Origin of the sequence: Anaeromicrobium sp., assembly GCF_025210435.1 — a bacterium.
GTDB lineage: Bacteria > Bacillota > Clostridia > Peptostreptococcales > Thermotaleaceae > Anaeromicrobium.
In genome coordinates, this window is sequence record NZ_JAOART010000033.1 from 1 (window position 1) to 15990 (window position 15990).

Consider the following 15990-nt stretch of genomic DNA (forward strand, 5'->3'; position numbering starts at 1 on the left):
GTTTACTTCTATTGCAATGGGACTTCTTCAAATCATTTCACTAAAGTGTTCAAAGGATATAAATACTCAAAGTTTTAGGTTTTTAAGAACAAAATCTAAAGCAGTGGTTTCAGAAGCTACAGTTGCTTGTTATCTAAGAAAGAGTATTTTTTCGATTATTGAAAAACATAATAGATTTAGCATAAGTAGAATAATTAAAGACAAGCAAGTTGATCCATTTTTTCAAGAGGATCGACTAGCTTCTTAAGTGAACAAAACTTTTGACTGTCCAGTAAAAGAGAAAATTAAATAAATATAAAAATTAAGGGACAAAGGGGATACAGTTGAAATTTGAATATTTAAAAGGGAGATTAGTATGATAAAATTTATGACAAGAGGAATAGGCATATTATTAATACTATTAGTCACATCTGTAGTGGCAGATTGCAAAGGTGTGGAAATTGTTAGGGAAGAAAGTAAGGACACATATAAACTATCAGATAAAATACATGTGAATGAGGAAGTTCATAATGAGATGCAAAAACCCCTCTTTGCCTATGAATTAAATGAACTTTATAAGTTATGTGTTGTTAATGATAGTATAAATCCAGAATACGAAAATGTATTGATCATGAAAAAAATCAATGGCAAATTTAAAAAAATTGGAGAATTTGGTTTTGATTCATATGGAAATAATGTTATGGATACTAAGAATTATAAAATAAGTAAAATATCTGTGGAACACTCAAAGGAAAATAGTATAGTATATGTTTTTAGAGATGGGAAACTTTATGAAGGAGTAGATATTCTTATTTTAAATAATGAGAACATTGAAAAGAAATGGATATATAGAAATAAAGAGACCCCTAATCTAATGTTTGGACATACAATGTATAAGGATTTACTTAATCAACAGAGAACCTATATATATAATGCGAAAGAAATGGTAATTAATAAATTTACCCAGAAGTTAAAAAATGAAAATCGTAAGGTGCTATATGGGGAGTTTCTAGATGATTCTCATTATATATATGTGGTAACTAATCAAATGGATGAACAACAGGAAAATATATTGATTGTATATTTAAATGACAATGAAATAGCCGAGCGTATATTTGAAAGTGGAGATTTAACTAAAGATGGTGAACCTATAAAAGAGATCAATAAGGTTTCTATTAATAAATTAGATAATAGGGAAAAACCAAATATTTGTGTGATTAGACACAATGAAAAGTACACAAAGGTAGAAATGTTTCAATTCTATGAAAAGAAAACCCATCGTATAGGTGAGTGTAGAAAAGATAATAAAACAGGAAAATATGTGGGCGATGAAAGATATAGATATGTAATGAATGTATCATTCCCATATGACTATTGTAAAGAATCATGTGATTAAAAAAACGCCTTTCTGATCATTTTAGAAAGGCGTTTTTCTATTTTTTTCATTCTAAAAATTCCTTCATAGGTGAAGGGGTATTATATGGGAATTATACCATTTACATATTATCTACTATAGGCGGTTTTACTATGAAGGTTAAAATAGCACCTATTATAGCAAGGACAGCTGCTATCATAAATGTAGGTTTTAACCCCCCAGCATTTGCAACGATTATTGGACCAACTAACGCGGCTGCTCCATATGCTTGATAGACAACTCCGTAGTTGGCACCTAAATTTTTAATACCAAAGAATTCTCCTGTTATTGTTGGGAACACTGCTAAGAATCCTCCAAAGCAGAAGGCAATACCAGCTAGGCAAGCAAAGAAAGTAACATAATTTAATGTAACTATACTCATGGTAATCATGGATATGGCAGTTATTATAAACATCATTGTTACCACTCTTATTCTACCTAATTTATCTGAAAGGGTACCCCATATAAGTCTTCCACCAGTATTAAATAGTGCAATCATGGCAACTGCATTTGCAGCTACAGCAGTTTCTAATCCAGCCAATTGTATACCAATATCTTTAGCAAGTCCTATAACTAAAAGTCCACTCATACATGCAAATAAGTACATTGCCCAAATAAAATAAAATGATTTAGTTTTAATCATTTCCCCAACTGTAAAGACATTTTCCTTAGTATTATTAGGGTTCTTAACACCAGAGCCATATGTAGCTGGTGGAAGTATTAGGAATTGAGATCCAATTAAACCTAGTACAGAATAAATTATGCCTAGATAAAGGAATGTTGAAGAAACTCCCTTATTAACTATAAAATATTGAATTATAGATTTGAAAACTAAACCTCCTAGTCCAAAGGCACCAACTGCTATACCTGTAATGAAGCCCTTTTTCTCTGGGAACCATCTAACACAAGTAGATAAGGGACAAACATAGGCAAATCCAACTCCAGCTCCAGCTATAAGACCATAATAAATATATAATTGGGTAAGGGATGTGGCTGTAGAGGCTAGTATTAACCCTCCTCCATAAAGTATAGCACCAATAGTAGCAACTTTTCTTGGCCCTATTTTATCTTGTAGTCTACCAGAAAAGATAGTTGAGAAAGCAAAGACAAAAACGGCAATTGAATAAGTAAGAACAACCTCGCTTTTCCCCCAACCAAATTTATCCATAAGTGGCTGATTAAATAAACTCCATGTGTAAATAGCCCCTATACACATTTGTAATAATACAGCACCTAATACAACAAACCAACGATTCATTGTTTTGTTAGTCATTATACTCCTCCTTTTTAGTATGAATTTCTTGTTTAACAATGAAAATAACAATAGATTAGATATTTTTTATGCTACTGGTTATTTAAGCATCAAATTAATTTTATAGATATTATATGATTATTTTATGCACAAATGCAAGAAAAACTTATGGAATATTCAATGAATTTATAAGATCAGAGGTGAAAACTTAGAATAGTTAATTTATGGTAGTAGATTTTTTCATGTAATTAAATTGTTTGCTTTTATGCAGATATAGCTTCTAAAGTGTCATGAGTTATCATTATGGGTGTCATTTTTTATTAGAAGTTATTCTTATTATATCATAGGACAATATAAATCAACATATTTTCACATTTTGGTTTATATCTATAAACATGCATAAGTAAATAGTAGACAAATTATAACCTCCTAAAAAATATAGGAGGTTATAATTTGTCTTGTGAAGCGTTCATGTAGAGAATATAAAATTTAAAAATTATTGAAGGATACCTTTTAGTTATTCTTATGTTCTACTCCCCAGGCACACATATAATCTAGTACAGGTTCTAATGTCATACCCTTTTCAGTAATGCGATATTCTACCTTTGGAGGAATTTGCTTATAGTCTTTTCTATATATAAGTCCATCATTGGCTAACTCCTTTAATTGTTGACTTAACATCTTATTTGTTACAGTAGGTATGAATCTTCTAATTTCACCGTATCTTTGAATTCCATTCTTTGACAAAAACCATAGAATAAGGGGCTTCCATTTCCCTCCTACAACAGATAATGTATACTCTATTCCACATTCAGAACTAGTTAGATTTTTAATTTCTTCCATATTTTTTTTCACGCTATATCCCTCCATTTTCAACTGTTACTATTTGATTACAGTATCAAATAAGTAACTAGTAACTTTAAAGTACGTACTTCCTTTAATTATCATATGTATTATAATAATCCTAAATCCAGAAGAAAGCAAATATAAGAGGAGGGATAACTTTGTTTAAAGCAAACAATTTTAATGTGGCATTAGCATTTTTCAAACACATAGCTGGAGAACTAGTGGTACTTTTTATCGTAATAAGTTTTCTGGTAGCATTACTTCAAAGGTATATATCTCAAGAAACCATAAAAAGGGTTTTGACCAAACCACGTAAGGGTCTTCAAAACATAATGGGAGCAGCATTAGGTGCCTTAACACCATTTTGTTCATGTTCCACAATACCTATTCTTGTGGGTCTGTTTAAAAGTGGGGCTCCATTTGGAGGGACCATATCATTTTTAATAGCTTCACCAGTACTTAATCCAATGATTATTATACTTTTTACAAAGTTCTTTGGAATTAAAATCACAGCAATCTATGGAGCATTTACATTTGTATTTTCAGTTTTAATAGGAACATTATTAGAAAAGCTTGGAATGGAAGATCAGATAAAAAATGTTACAATCCAAGGTGGTCATAATGATGAAATAACTTATGATGTCTTAGAAGGAACAAAAATGGAAAAACATATGCAAGTTTTTAAATTTGCAATTAAAGATACTTTCTCATTATTTATAAAAGTGTTACCATTCTTATTTGTTGGTGCAGGGGTAGGGGCATTTATATATGGATTTGTTCCTCAAAGTTTTATTGCTAGAGTTGCAGGACCTGATAATTTATTTGCTGTTCCTGTTGCGGCAGTTATTGGAGTACCCATGTATGTGAGAACAGAAACTATGATTCCAATAGCAAAGGCACTTAATGCATCAGGTATGAGTATAGGTGCAATAATGGCACTTATTATTGGAGGTGCAGGAGCAAGTATACCTGAGGTTACGTTACTTAATACAATATTTAAGAAAAAAATGGTTATAGCCTTTGTTTTATCAGTTTTCTCAGTGGCTACCCTAACGGGATACTTGTTCAATATATTTAATGTAATAGAGTAAATAAAATAAGGGATTAATTTAAAGGAGGAGAAATAAATGGGTAAAGAAAAAAAATCAATCTTAGTCAAATTATTTGGAGGTTCAGGTGGATGCAGTTGTGGTGTTCAAATAGTTGAAGAAGAGAAGAAGACAGATAATAATAAGGGAACTTCAAAGAAAACAAAAAAATAAAGAATAAAGTTGAATCACCTTTCTGCATTAATGGAAGGTGATTTGATTTATGAAAATCCATTGATCAAAAGGAGGTGCCTTTTCACATGTCAATTTCAAATGATGAGATTGAAAATGTTTCTGTAAATCAAATAAAAAAAGCAATTAAAAGAGGTGCTATTTTATTGGATATACGTGCTAAAGAAGATTATAATGCTCTACATATAGAAAATGCCATTAATATACCATAATAAATTTATTTCTAGACGGAATGGAAGAATTAATATTAAAAACAAAGAATAATGTGTCTACTCTAGCCCTGTCAACTAATGAAATGCCTAGGACCGGTTTACAAGCTATAAATGGAATAAACCTTTATTAAGAATACCATAAGTGAATTAGGAGTTTTGATGAAAAGGTTTAAAATATGGACAAAAACACAAAAGGCCAGTATCTCTAAAGATACTGACCGCGCTTGGGCAAGCGTTAGTGTACGATTATTATATCATACTTATGTTGAGTACACAAGAAAATTTAGTTCCATAAATGAAAAATTCTTTTTAGTGAAGTAACCTATTGCCTATGAAAAGGCTACTTTTCTGATATAATATGTAATAAATAAGCAGATTGCTTCAAACAAGTTATATTGGAGGAATAGTATGAAAAAAATTATTATAGTGGAAGATACTGAAACCATAAGAGAAGAACTAAAAATATTTTTATCTAAATATGGTTATGAAGTTTATGCTCCAGATGATTTTAATAATATAATTGAAGATATATCCAGATCAAATGGTGATTTAATATTGTTAGATATAAATTTGCCTGTTTTTGATGGATATTATATATGTAGAGAAGTTAGAAAAAATTCTGACGTGCCAATAATAGTGGTTACCAGTAGAGATAGCCAAATGGATGAACTTATGAGTATGAATTTAGGTGCAGATGATTTCATAACAAAGCCCTATAATACACAAATACTTTTAGCACGTATTTCAGCAGTTTTGAAAAGAACTTCTAAAAGCAATCATGGTGATGTGCTCATGCATAAGGATATTCAGTTAAATATATTAAAGGGATGTGTTATCCATAAGGGAAATATGGAACAATTAACAAAGAATGAATTAAAGATACTTTCCTGCTTGATGAAGAACAAGGGAACCATCGTATCAAGGGAAAAATTAATGGAATATTTGTGGAATTCCCATGTTTTCATTGATGATAATACATTATCTGTAAATATAACTAGACTAAGAAAAACCCTCCAAAAAATAGGTGCAGAAGATGTAATAGAGACTAGGAGAGGCTTAGGGTATATAATGACATGAGTATGAAAGAGTACTTAAAAGAAAGATTTTTCTTTTTATTTATAAATTTCATTGGACTTTTAATTATAATTTCCATTATGGCCCTATTACATGTGGAAAGGGGAGTTATGTTTTTTGCTTTCATCATATGGTTTGGGCCATTAATGAGCTATATTCTTATGGAATTTTTTAAGCATAAAAAATACTATGATAATATGGAAGAGGTAATAGAAAGTCTTGATAAAAAGTATTTACTAGCGGAAATCATGGAAAAACCTGACTTCTTAGAGGGGAAACTATTTTATGAAATATTAAGGGAATGTAATAAAGAAATGCATGAACATGTGAATTATTATAAAAATCTTCAGTTAGATTATAGGGAGTATATAGATAAATGGGTTCATGAAGTTAAAACACCTATTGCATCAAGTATGCTAATTATTGACAATAACAAAAGTCCCATAATGGATAACATGGGTGAAGAAATAAAAAAAATAGAAGGATTTGTAGAACAGGCCTTATATTATTCAAGAAGCAATCATGTGGATAAGGATTATTTAATAAAGAAGTTTAATTTAAAAGAAGTAATAAATAATACTATTAGTAGAAATTCTAAGGATTTTATAAATAAAAGGATAGGTTTGCAAATAGATGACATAGATACTTTTGTCTATAGTGATATGAAGTGGGTTCAATTCATATTAAATCAGATTATAGGCAATTCAATTAAATATGTTAAACCTAAGGAAGGTAAGATAAAAATATATTCAACTACCAATAAAAATAATGTGACCCTTATAATAGAAGACAATGGAATAGGAATTTCACCAAAAGATATTAATAGAGTCTTTGAAAAGGGATTTACAGGAGAACAGGGAAGAAAATACAATAGATCTACAGGAATAGGACTATACCTTTGTAAGAAACTTTGCAATAAGTTAGGATTAGAGATAAATATTGCATCTGAATTAGGGGTAGGAACAAAAGTCCATATGGTATTTCCATTGAGCCAATTTAATTTAGGGATTTAAGGAAGTGTGAGTTTTAATACTTGCGCTTTTTATTTTATGGATGATTATATTACAAAAATGTAACCTTAATGAAAGATAATTAAATATGTAATATTTAAAGAATTTAATATAATGATTTTATTGGAAGGAGGAAATACCTATGGAAAATATATTAAGTGTACAAAATATTGAGAAGTATTATGGGAAAAAAGGAAATGTAACAAAGGCTTTAGACGGAATAAGCTTTAATGTATATAAGGGAGAATTTGTGGGGGTAATGGGACCATCGGGAAGTGGTAAAACCACATTACTTAATTGTATTTCAACTATTGATAATGTAACAACAGGCCGCATTATTGTAAAGGCAAATGATATCACAAAATTAAAACCTAAAAGATTAGATAAATTTAGAAGGGACGAACTAGGATTTATATTTCAAGATTTTAATCTATTAGATACATTAACGGCCTATGAAAATATAGCCTTAGCTTTAACTATACAAGGAAAAAATCCAAAGGAAATAGACGGGCTGATTAAAAAGGTTGGAGAAACATTAGAAATATCACCAGTTTTAAATAAATATCCCTATGAAATGTCAGGGGGACAGCAACAAAGGGTAGCTTGTGCAAGGGCCATAGTTACAGATCCATCTCTCATACTGGCAGATGAGCCTACGGGAGCTTTAGATTCTAAATCTTCAAGACTGTTGCTAGAATCCTTTGAAAGATTAAATAAGGAATTTGAGGCCACTGTGTTAATGGTAACCCATGATCCTTTTACGGCAAGTTATGCTAATAGGATATTATTTATAAAAGATGGTAAGATATTTAATGAATTAGTAAAGGGTAATGATTCTAGGAAAGAATTTTTCAATAGGATCATTGAAGTAATGACCCTTTTAGGTGGTGACGTGAAGGATGTATTTTAAAATAGCTATTAATAATGTAAAAAAGAGTTTTAAAGATTATTCCATATACTTTATAACCCTAACACTGGCTGTATGTATATTTTATAATTTTAATTCTATCCATTCTCAAAGGGCAATGGAAAATATTCATAAAATAGGATTTTTAATAAAAGTCATATCTTATATATCAGTATTCATATCTATTATCTTTGGAGGATTAATAATATATGCTAATAATGCCTTAATAAAAAAGCGTAAAAGGGAATTTGGAATATATGCCACCCTAGGAATGGCAAAAGTTAAAATATGTAAAATATTAATTTATGAAACCCTCATGGTAGGTACCATATCATTAATTGTAGGATTAATACTTGGAATTCTGTTATCACAAGGAATTTCAATATTGACAGGAGAATTATTTCAATTAAATATGACAGAGTATACATTTACTTTATCTATTTATGCTTTTTCTAAAACTTTAATCTATTTTGTAATCATGTTTTTAATAGTGATCATATTTAATACAATTCTAGTTTCAAAGGGTAAATCAGTGGATCTGATTAAGGGAGCAAAGAAAAATGAGAGTATAAAAGTGAAAAATCCAATATATTCATTTGTCATATTCATCCTATCCCTAATTCTTTTAGGAATAGCTTATTATATGGCATGGAAATATTCCCTTACTCCAAAGGATATAAAATTTCCCCTATCGATCCTATGGGGAAGTTTAGGAACTTTATTATTTTTCTTTGGATTATCTGGTTTTGTACTTATTGTACTTAAAAAAAGTAAGAAAATATATTTCAAAGGGTTAAATATATTTGTCATTAAACAATTTAACCATAAGGTTAATACAAACTTCATATCCATGGCAATCATATGTTTAATGCTATTTTTAACTATTGGAATATTAGGATCTAGTTTTAGTGTGAAGCATGAGGCAGAAAAAAGATTGGAAAATATAATGCCCTTTGATGGAGTCATCCAATTAGATATTAATCATAATAAGGGTGGAGTTAGGGATATAAAAGAGGCTTTAAAAATAATTAATATGAATTTTTATGAATCTTTTCAATATGTGGTTTTAGACTATTATGAATCAAATATGAAAATATATGACTTGTTAAATGAATATGGAAATGAAAACTTTAAAAAAGAGTTAAAGGATACTAATTGGAGGAAATTGTATGTTGTAAAACTATCACAATATAATGAAATGAGAAAATTAAGTGGACAAGGCACTGTTAATTTAAAGGAAAATGAGATCCTATTCATAACAAGGAATACCCATGAAAAAAAGGCCCTAGAAAAGTTGATGAAAAGTCAAAAGAAAATAAGGATCGGCAATATGGAATATGTAATAAAAGATAAACACATGAAGGAAGAATATAATGATTTAACTGCCATAGTGCCTGATGTAGCTGTTAAAAATATGGATAAAACTATTGCAATTATGCATATGAAAAGTGTAACTGAAAAGAATAAGGAAGAATTAGAAGAAAAAATTAGAGAGATTAAAGAAAAGTTTTATAGATCCCAGTATGAATCACATGAAGAACTATTAAATAAGTATGGATTTATTATAAGTGCAGAAAGTAAAAGTCAAATATATAAGGAAACCATAACAAGTATAGGACAATTATTATATATAGGAATATACTTAGGATTTGTATTTTTAATAGGAAGTGCAGTCCTATTGGCAATTCAACAATTAACAGAGGCAAGTGATAGTTTAAATAGGTATAAGACATTGAAAAAAATCGGAGCATGTGATCATATGATTAATAAAAGTATATTTCTTCAGATTTTAATCCATTTTATGTTACCTTTTACCTTAGGGTTGATGCATTCTGTAGTAGGGCTACAGATTATTAACCGATTACGAAAGAGTGTAGGTCTATTACTAGGGGTAAAGCTTATTCCCGTTGTAATAGTAATATTAGGTATTATGGTCATATATGGAGTATACTTTTATGCTACCTATTTGGCATATAAGAATATAGTTAAGAATAGTTAAAGATAAGCACATGGGTTTTTAATAGGAAGGACAATACCTAAGCAATTCATCATAATTGATGAAGCTCAAAATCTAACAAAACATGAAGTAAACACAATTGTATGGAGGGTAGGAGAAGGTAGTAAAATAGTTTTAGTAGGTGACCCAGAGCAAATTGATAATCCATATCTTCATTCGTGTAATAATGGACTCACATGTGATCATGAAAAAGTTAGATTATAAAAATCCAGTAGACTAATTTGAAAATTAGTTATACTGGATTTTTATTCTAAGAAGGTAAATTTTTCATAATTACCTAAATTTCTTCATATATATTTTTACAATTAGTTTCCTTTAAGAAGAATCCAGCAATTACACTTATTATAACAGCCACAAGGGTTATACCAAAGGCAACACGATAAACGGAAGCATAATTTTCTACTCCTGACATTTTGTCAAAGGACAATCCAACGGCTAAAGGTAATAGCATACTTCCACAAAAACCACCTATGTTTGCTACTGATGAAGATACTCCCACGTATTTAGGATTATTAACTTCTCCTACAGCAGACCAGCATACTACGTAAGCATAACTCATAAAGCCATTTACAAACATTAGTATCATCATGGCAGTTTTACTTAACTTTCCTATAGTTAATATTAAAAGTGCCCAGCTAAGTGCGTATATTATTCCAGATACGATCATTGGTTTTTTTCTACTAACATATTTATCTGACATGTTTCCAATAACTACAGCTCCTATAGCACTACCCACAACAGCAACAGTAGTAAAACCTGCAGCTTCTACAGTTGTAATATTATAAGCCTTTGTAAGGAAAGATGTTCCCCAAATTCCCATAATAATAACAGATGAACCATAAAAGCCTGCATATGCCACAAGGGGTGGCCAAGTTCTTGGATTTTTAAATACATGCCATACTCCAACTATGACCTCAGAGAAGGTTGTTTTAGTTTCATTAGGATTATTTGGGTTAACTGGTTCATAGCCTAATTCTTCTGGTGTATTTCTTACAATAATATAAATTCCAAAGGCAACAATAAAAGAAACAACACCAATACCTCTAAAGCTCATTCTCCAACCAAATGTTTCAACTAAAAATGCTAGAGGGGTTTGAGCTACAGCACCACCTAAAGTACCGATAAAACAGGTGATTCCTGTCATGGTACCAAGTTTTGATTGTTCAAACCAAGATGACTGTAATTTAAGGATACATACAAATATAACTGATGTTCCAAGACCGATTAGTGATCTTCCTATAAAAAGCATAGTAACAGAATCTGTTAGACTAAAAAGAGTGATACCTATTGCTGCTATAAAAGTACCCACACTTGATGTGATTCTAGATCCTAGAGAGTCCACCAGGATTCCTGTAGGAATTTGCATTATTAGATAAAGCATGGCATATGTGCTAGCAATAGACACAAACATAGACTCAGATAGACCAAATTCCATAATTATGGAATCCTTTACTACGCCCATTGAAAATGCATGAAAATAATTTATTGCATAAGATAGTACGATTATTCCCCAAGCAATCCACTTATAGGAGGATGCTTGATTTTTGTTTGCATTAGTTTTCATAATAGTGCTCATTGATTATTTTTCCAGCTCCTTAGTAAGGAAATCTGCTAGTCTGTTCATTCCTTCAATTATTTCTTCTTCATCTACTGTTGAGAAATTAAGTCTAATAGTGTTTTCATAACCAGGTTCAGTAAAGAATGAACCACCAGGTACAAAACCTACAGATATTTCTTCTATAGATTTTTCTAGAAGTTTAGTTGCGTCAACACCCTTAGGTAAATCTAACCATATAAACATACCACCTTCAGGATTTGTATGCTTAATTGATTTAGGGAATTTTTCTTTTATAATTTCTAACATCATATCTTTCTTTTTCCCGTATACTTTAACAATTTGTTCGATTTGCTCGTCTAAGTTATAAGCTTTAAGATACTCAGCGATTTGAGCTTGAGCAAATTGATTTGATTGAAGATCAATACCCTGTTTTAATACTTCAAAATGATTTGCAATAGCAGTATTACTTATTGAAAAACCTACTCTTAATCCTGGGAAAAGTATCTTTGAAAAAGATCCAAGATATATAACTCTATCTTCTGTATCAAAGGATTTTATAGTAGGTACATGTTCTCCTGAGAATCTTATTTCACCATAAGGATTATCTTCAATAATCATAATATCATATTTGTTAGCTAATTGGACTAATTTCTTTCTTCTATCTACAGACCAAGTCTTGCCTGTAGGGTTAGAGAAGTTTGGAACTGCATAAACGAATTTAACATTCTTTTCTTCTTCAAGGGCTTTTTCAAGTTCATCAATAAGCATTCCTTCGTTATCTGCATCAACACCTCTAAAGTTACACTCAAAGGGAGTATATGAGGATAGTGCTCCTAGGTATGTGGGTTTTTCTGTGATCACAGTATCACCTGGATTTAAGAAAGTCATGGCAGTTAAGAAAATACCCTGTTGTGACCCGGTAGTAATTTGTATTTCTTCTTTTTTACAGTGGACATGTCTTTTAGCCATAATTTTGCATATTTCATCTAGTAAAGGATCATATCCCTTTGTAGCTCCATATTGAAGAGCAACTGCTCCCTTTTCAGATAGGAGTCTATCTGTAACTTCTCTAATTTCATTTATTGGCATAAGAGCTGATGATGGTAAGCCAGCGGCAAAGGATATACAATTTTCTTTACTTCTAATTAACTTACCTGCAGCCCTGATAGCTGATGGTCTTAATGTATGGATTCTATTTGCAAAATTCATATTTTACTCCTCCCTAAATTCAACAAAAATTTTTTGGAGATTATAAACTTCCAGCCGAAGCTAAACATCCAAGGGCAATTGAATTTATTTTTATTTCTTGTGTATCTGAACGTGAACCTAAAATAATAGGGTTTGTAGCTCCTAATACTATACCAGCCCACTTAGCATTGTTAAAGTGTAACCATGATTTTCCTAAAGCATTTCCAGTTTCAATATTAGGGAATACTAACATATCACAATCTCCAGCAATTTTACTATCTATTCCCTTGTGATGGGCTGCATCTTTACTAAAGGCCACATCAAAGGCAATAGGTCCTTCTATGGTACATGGTAGTATTTCACCATTTCCAACCATATCCACAAGTCCCTTTGCATCTACAGTAGATTGAATCTTTTCATCTACCATTTCGTTAGCAGTAAGTGCTGCAACTTTTGGGTTAGTTACTCCAATACCTTTCATAGCGATTAAGGAATTGTTTAAAATATCTTTTTTCTGTGCAAGGGTAGGGGCAACATTTATACCACTATCTGTACAATATAATAACTTATGATATCCAGGCAATTCATAAACGGCAAGCATACTAATAAGACGGCCTGTTCTTAACCCCTTTTCTTTATTTAGTATGGCTCTCATATATACACTAGTGTTAACAAGTCCTTTCATAAGAACTTGAGCTTTACCAGATTTAACAAGACTTACAGCAACTTTAGCTGAATCCTCAGGAGATTCACCTGCTACAATGTCATAAGGTTTTAAACCAATTTCGTCACATATTGATTGGATTTTTTCCACATTTCCTACTAAAATAGGTTTAACAAATCCCATATGAGCTGCAGCTTTAAGGGCTAAAAGTAATTCCTTATCTTCTGCTGCTGCCACACTTATGATAAAAGGATCTAGGGATTTAACTTTCTCAATAACTTCTGAAAAATTTTTCAATGTAAAGTTCATTCCTCTCTATAACAATTTTACTTATACTCTTTTGCTTCTTCTTCACCATTAAGGACACGAAGTGCACCTAGTGCTAAGGCTTCCATTTCTGCTTCGCCAGCAATGATTTCCACAGGGGCTAAATAACCAACTCTTTCTTTTACAGCTTCTGTGATTAATTTTGAGTTAGCAATTCCACCTGTTAAGATGATCTTATCTACTTTTCCACATAAAGTTGCTCCGTATTGTGCAATCTCTTTACTTACTTGATAAATAAATGCATCCATAACTAATTTTGCTTTTTCATCACCATTGTTAATTCTTTCTTCAATTTCCCTTGTATCCTTAGTTCCTAGGTAATCATACATTCCGCCTATAGAACTAACCTTAGAAACCATTTCCTTATAAGTATACTTTCCTGAATAGCAAAGTTGAATAAGAGGGTAAGCTGGTAGTCCACCACTTCTCTCAGGTGAGAAAGGACCATTACATCTTCCACCACTTCCATCAACCATCTTGCCCTTTTTATGAGGTACAACAGAGATTCCTGATCCTAAATGGGCTACTATGAAGTTAAAGTCTGAGTATTTTCCACCCATTCTTTTAGCCATTAATCTACAAACGGCTTTGTGATTAAGTGAATGAAGCCAACTTGGGTATGTTAAATCAGATATACCAGTTATTTTAGACATATCTTCAAATTCATCAACAGAAACTGGGTCTACAATGAATGAAGGTATATTAACTTCATCAGCAATGCTCTTAGCAAGAACACAACCCAGGTTAGAGGCATGTTCTCCACGAATGGCATTTTTAACATCATCAATCATAATATGATTTACATGATAAGTACCACCTTGTATTTCTTTAAGTAGGCCACCTCTACCTACAACACAACCAAAATCTTTTATAGATAAGCCCTTATCTTTTAAAGCAGTTAATACAATATTCTTTCTAAATTCAAATTCATCAAATACAGTATGAAAATCTTTAAGATCTTCAGCCGTGTGACTTAGACTAAGTTTAAATAGTTCATCCTTATCCTCAAAGACGCTTACCTTTGTAGAAGTACCGCCTGGGTTTATAACAAGTATTTTCATGAAATCCTCCTTAAAGTTCATTATGGAACAACGTTCTAGTATCATGATACAATAGAAAAAGTCATAATGCAATAAATATTCAGTAAAACGTATGCGGAATTAAAAGACATGTCATGTTTTGTATTAGAAACTATAGAACAATATGTTCATAAAAGGGCAAATCGATAAAAATAGACATAATAAAACAGATATATACCATTGAAAATTGCAAGGTATTAAAGTATCATAAAGGTATTAATGAAAAAGGAGATTAGTTATGATTATTAATTCAGTAGATAGAGCCCTTGATATAATTATACTTCTTTATGAAGAAGAAAAAGAGATGGGTGTTTCAGATATAGCAGATAGATTGAATACATATAAAAGTACTATACATAGAACCCTAGTTACATTAGAAGGAAAGGGTTTTGTAAAAAAGAATCCTGACACAGAAAAATATTGGTTAGGGATGAAATTACATGCTATTGGCATGTTAATAAATAATAACCTTCCAATTAAGAAGATTATTAAACCTTATTGTGATGAGTTGCATAGAAAATTTGGTGAGGTTGTCAATGCATCTGTTTTAGATAAAAGTGATAAAGACCATCTTAAAGGACACATAATATATAAGGCCTATGATAGCACCCAACTATTAATTGTGAATCCTCCAGAAGGAGCTGGAAGCCCGTGTTATGGCTCGTCTGTGGGGAAATGCTTACTTGCTTTTAATCATATCGATTTTGAAAAATACAAGGATGTAAAACTCATGAAATATACAGACAAAACTATTGACAATTGGGATGAATTAATAGATAAACTTAAAGAAATAAGAGAGAAAGGCTATGCCATAGATGACGAGGAATTAGAAGTAGGATTGACATGCATAGGAGCTCCTGTTTTAGATAAAAATAATAGGGCAATAGCAGCCATAAGTTTGTCAGGTCCTACTCAGAGGATGAGAGCGGGAGACTTTGAAGAAAAAATAAGGGCAGTGGTAGAAACTGCACAGGAGATAAGTAAACAATTTAGATAAAATTTAAATTTTTATAAAAAAATAAATAATGTCTTTTAATCTAAATATTTTCATGAAAATATTTAGATTTTTTTATTTATAGTGAAAATTAAAATTGTAGGAGCAATTAGAAAAAACCCTATAATTCAAAGATTGTAAACTGAAATAATCTTTCTTTAGATTACCCCTAGAGGAGAAAAATCTATA

17 protein-coding genes are annotated in these 15990 nt (G+C 31.0%); 11 read left to right on the forward strand and 6 right to left on the reverse strand.

The features are described 5' to 3' along the window. Together N4A57_RS03900 and N4A57_RS03905 are read left to right on the forward strand one after the other, a co-directional pair. Positions 1-247 (forward strand): hypothetical protein (locus tag N4A57_RS03900; protein ID WP_330671440.1); only part of this gene is annotated, 247 nt, incomplete at its 5' end. Positions 248-355: 108 nt separating this feature from the next. Continuing rightward, positions 356-1375: a hypothetical protein gene (locus tag N4A57_RS03905; protein WP_293656268.1), complete on the forward strand. Its 1020-nt coding sequence runs from the start codon at positions 356-358 to the stop codon at positions 1373-1375. 100 nt (positions 1376-1475) lie between these two features. On the opposite strand, the gene N4A57_RS03910 is transcribed toward N4A57_RS03905, so the two are convergent. After that, a complete protein-coding gene (locus tag N4A57_RS03910; RefSeq protein ID WP_293656269.1) occupies positions 1476-2666 on the reverse strand; it encodes an L-lactate MFS transporter in 1191 nt (396 codons plus the stop codon). A 492-nt stretch (positions 2667-3158) separates the two neighbouring features. Next, the gene (locus N4A57_RS03915) at positions 3159-3500 is read right to left on the reverse strand and encodes a helix-turn-helix domain-containing protein (protein ID WP_330671441.1); all 342 of its coding nucleotides are present in this window, start codon (positions 3498-3500) and stop codon (positions 3159-3161) included. A gap of 149 nt (positions 3501-3649) precedes the next feature. Here N4A57_RS03915 and N4A57_RS03920 point away from each other — a divergent pair, with 149 nt between their 5' ends. The 8 genes from N4A57_RS03920 to N4A57_RS18585 all read left to right on the forward strand — a co-directional run bounded on the left by N4A57_RS03920 (position 3650) and on the right by N4A57_RS18585 (position 10195). Continuing rightward, a complete protein-coding gene (locus N4A57_RS03920; RefSeq protein WP_293656270.1) occupies positions 3650-4582 on the forward strand; it encodes a permease in 933 nt (310 codons plus the stop codon). A gap of 36 nt (positions 4583-4618) precedes the next feature. Next, positions 4619-4753: a hypothetical protein gene (locus N4A57_RS03925; RefSeq protein WP_293656271.1), complete on the forward strand. Its 135-nt coding sequence runs from the start codon at positions 4619-4621 to the stop codon at positions 4751-4753. 86 nt (positions 4754-4839) lie between these two features. Continuing rightward, positions 4840-4983, forward strand: coding sequence for a rhodanese-like domain-containing protein (locus N4A57_RS03930; protein ID WP_293656272.1), 144 nt, complete (start codon positions 4840-4842; stop codon positions 4981-4983). 408 nt (positions 4984-5391) lie between these two features. After that, positions 5392-6060 carry a response regulator transcription factor gene (locus tag N4A57_RS03935; RefSeq protein WP_293656273.1) on the forward strand — a complete coding sequence of 223 codons (669 nt, stop codon included), beginning with the start codon at positions 5392-5394 and terminating at the stop codon, positions 6058-6060. Between the two features lie 2 nt (positions 6061-6062). Next, positions 6063-7070, forward strand: coding sequence for a sensor histidine kinase (locus N4A57_RS03940; protein WP_330671442.1), 1008 nt, complete (start codon positions 6063-6065; stop codon positions 7068-7070). 139 nt (positions 7071-7209) lie between these two features. Then, a complete protein-coding gene (locus tag N4A57_RS03945; protein WP_293656275.1) occupies positions 7210-7977 on the forward strand; it encodes an ABC transporter ATP-binding protein in 768 nt (255 codons plus the stop codon). Continuing rightward, positions 7967-9973 carry an FtsX-like permease family protein gene (locus N4A57_RS03950; RefSeq protein ID WP_293656276.1) on the forward strand — a complete coding sequence of 669 codons (2007 nt, stop codon included), beginning with the start codon at positions 7967-7969 and terminating at the stop codon, positions 9971-9973. The genes N4A57_RS03945 and N4A57_RS03950 overlap by 11 nt, the downstream gene beginning before the upstream one ends. 21 nt (positions 9974-9994) lie before the next feature. Continuing rightward, positions 9995-10195: a PhoH family protein gene (locus N4A57_RS18585; RefSeq protein ID WP_334303713.1), complete on the forward strand. Its 201-nt coding sequence runs from the start codon at positions 9995-9997 to the stop codon at positions 10193-10195. A 73-nt stretch (positions 10196-10268) separates the two neighbouring features. Here the strand turns inward: N4A57_RS18585 and N4A57_RS03960 are convergent, their stop codons facing one another. From N4A57_RS03960 to buk, 4 genes are read right to left on the reverse strand one after another with little or no spacing between them, the layout of a single operon-like run. Then, positions 10269-11555: an MFS transporter gene (locus N4A57_RS03960; RefSeq protein ID WP_293656277.1), complete on the reverse strand. Its 1287-nt coding sequence runs from the start codon at positions 11553-11555 to the stop codon at positions 10269-10271. 15 nt (positions 11556-11570) lie between these two features. Beyond that, on the reverse strand, positions 11571-12758 hold the full coding sequence (locus N4A57_RS03965; RefSeq protein WP_293656278.1) for an aminotransferase-like domain-containing protein: 1188 nt from the start codon (positions 12756-12758) through the stop codon (positions 11571-11573). A 40-nt stretch (positions 12759-12798) separates the two neighbouring features. Beyond that, entirely contained in the window at positions 12799-13710 is a 912-nt protein-coding gene (locus N4A57_RS03970) for a bifunctional enoyl-CoA hydratase/phosphate acetyltransferase (protein WP_293656279.1), read from the reverse strand. Between the two features lie 17 nt (positions 13711-13727). Continuing rightward, the gene (buk, locus tag N4A57_RS03975) at positions 13728-14789 is read right to left on the reverse strand and encodes a butyrate kinase (protein WP_293656280.1); all 1062 of its coding nucleotides are present in this window, start codon (positions 14787-14789) and stop codon (positions 13728-13730) included. A gap of 256 nt (positions 14790-15045) precedes the next feature. Here buk and N4A57_RS03980 point away from each other — a divergent pair, with 256 nt between their 5' ends. After that, positions 15046-15804: an IclR family transcriptional regulator gene (locus tag N4A57_RS03980; protein ID WP_293656282.1), complete on the forward strand. Its 759-nt coding sequence runs from the start codon at positions 15046-15048 to the stop codon at positions 15802-15804. The last annotated feature ends 186 nt before the right edge of the window (positions 15805-15990 follow it).

Coding starts and splice junctions, on each gene's coding strand:
- N4A57_RS03905 (WP_293656268.1), top strand. CDS start 356: ATGATAAAATTTATGACAAGAGGAATAGGCATATTATTAATACTATTA.
- N4A57_RS03930 (WP_293656272.1), top strand. CDS start 4,840: ATGTCAATTTCAAATGATGAGATTGAAAATGTTTCTGTAAATCAAATA.
- buk (WP_293656280.1), bottom strand. CDS start 14,789: ATGAAAATACTTGTTATAAACCCAGGCGGTACTTCTACAAAGGTAAGC.
- N4A57_RS03940 (WP_330671442.1), top strand. CDS start 6,063: ATGAAAGAGTACTTAAAAGAAAGATTTTTCTTTTTATTTATAAATTTC.
- N4A57_RS03980 (WP_293656282.1), top strand. CDS start 15,046: ATGATTATTAATTCAGTAGATAGAGCCCTTGATATAATTATACTTCTT.
- N4A57_RS03925 (WP_293656271.1), top strand. CDS start 4,619: ATGGGTAAAGAAAAAAAATCAATCTTAGTCAAATTATTTGGAGGTTCA.
- N4A57_RS03970 (WP_293656279.1), bottom strand. CDS start 13,710: ATGAACTTTACATTGAAAAATTTTTCAGAAGTTATTGAGAAAGTTAAA.
- N4A57_RS03960 (WP_293656277.1), bottom strand. CDS start 11,555: ATGAAAACTAATGCAAACAAAAATCAAGCATCCTCCTATAAGTGGATT.
- N4A57_RS03945 (WP_293656275.1), top strand. CDS start 7,210: ATGGAAAATATATTAAGTGTACAAAATATTGAGAAGTATTATGGGAAA.
- N4A57_RS03935 (WP_293656273.1), top strand. CDS start 5,392: ATGAAAAAAATTATTATAGTGGAAGATACTGAAACCATAAGAGAAGAA.
- N4A57_RS03950 (WP_293656276.1), top strand. CDS start 7,967: ATGTATTTTAAAATAGCTATTAATAATGTAAAAAAGAGTTTTAAAGAT.
- N4A57_RS03965 (WP_293656278.1), bottom strand. CDS start 12,758: ATGAATTTTGCAAATAGAATCCATACATTAAGACCATCAGCTATCAGG.
- N4A57_RS03910 (WP_293656269.1), bottom strand. CDS start 2,666: ATGACTAACAAAACAATGAATCGTTGGTTTGTTGTATTAGGTGCTGTA.